Consider the following 1,211-nt stretch of genomic DNA (forward strand, 5'->3'; position numbering starts at 1 on the left):
AAATGGCAAAAGAAAAGTTTGAACGTACGAAACCCCACGTAAACGTGGGTACAATCGGCCACGTTGACCACGGTAAAACTACGCTAACTGCAGCAATCACTACAGTTCTTTCAAAGACTTACGGTGGTAACGCACAGGCTTTCGATCAAATCGATAACGCGCCTGAAGAGAAAGCACGTGGTATCACCATTTCTACTTCACACGTAGAATATGACACTCCTACTCGTCACTACGCGCACGTAGACTGCCCAGGACACGCTGATTACGTTAAAAACATGATCACTGGTGCTGCTCAGATGGACGGTGGTATCCTAGTAGTTGCTGCGACTGATGGCCCTATGCCACAGACTCGTGAGCACATCCTACTTGGTCGTCAGGTTGGTATTCCTTACATCATCGTATTCATGAACAAGTGTGACATGGTTGACGATGAAGAGCTTCTAGAGCTAGTAGAAATGGAAGTTCGTGAACTTCTTAACGAATACGAATTCCCAGGTGATGACCTACCAGTTATCCAAGGTTCAGCTCTTAAAGCGCTTGAAGGCGACGCAGAGTGGGAAAAGAAAATCATCGAGCTTGGTGAAGCGCTTGATTCATACATCCCAGAGCCAGAGCGTGCAATCGACAAGCCGTTCATTCTTCCAATCGAAGACGTATTCTCAATCTCAGGCCGTGGTACAGTTGTAACGGGTCGTGTTGAGCAAGGTATCATCAAGGTTGGTGAAGAAGTAGAAATCGTAGGTATCAAAGATACTACTAAGACTACTTGTACTGGTGTTGAGATGTTCCGTAAGCTTCTTGACGAAGGCCGTGCAGGTGAGAACGTTGGTGTTCTTCTACGTGGTACTAAGCGTGATGAAGTTGAACGTGGTCAAGTACTAGCTAAGCCTGGTTCAATCACTCCACACGTTAACTTCGAAGCAGAAGTATACGTACTATCTAAAGATGAAGGTGGCCGTCATACTCCATTCTTCAAAGGCTACCGTCCACAGTTCTACTTCCGTACAACTGACGTAACTGGTGCTGTAGAGCTTCCAGAAGGCGTAGAAATGGTAATGCCTGGTGACAACCTTAAATTCAAAGTTGAGCTAATTGCTCCGATCGCGATGGAAGAAGGTCTTCGTTTCGCAATCCGTGAAGGTGGTCGTACAGTAGGTGCTGGTGTTGTATCTAAGATCCTAGACTAATCTAGACTTAGCAACACAAGCCAA

General features: G+C 46.1%; 1 protein-coding gene. It reads left to right on the top strand.

Features of this window, described 5'->3' with window-relative positions; genetic code table 11:
• The first annotated feature begins 2 nt into the window (after positions 1-2).
• Entirely contained in the window at positions 3-1,187 is a 1,185-nt protein-coding gene (tuf, locus tag QME20_RS19675; protein WP_014977498.1) for an elongation factor Tu, read from the top strand.
• Positions 1,188-1,211: the final 24 nt, after the last annotated feature.

The sequence above is a fragment of the Alteromonas sp. CyTr2 genome (genome assembly GCF_947311905.1).
GTDB classification, from domain to species: Bacteria; Pseudomonadota; Gammaproteobacteria; order Enterobacterales; family Alteromonadaceae; genus Alteromonas; species Alteromonas macleodii.

What these genes read in the sequence shown, in the direction of transcription:
- tuf (WP_014977498.1), top strand. Translation starts at nt 3, where the DNA reads ATGGCAAAAGAAAAGTTTGAACGTACGAAACCCCACGTAAACGTGGGT.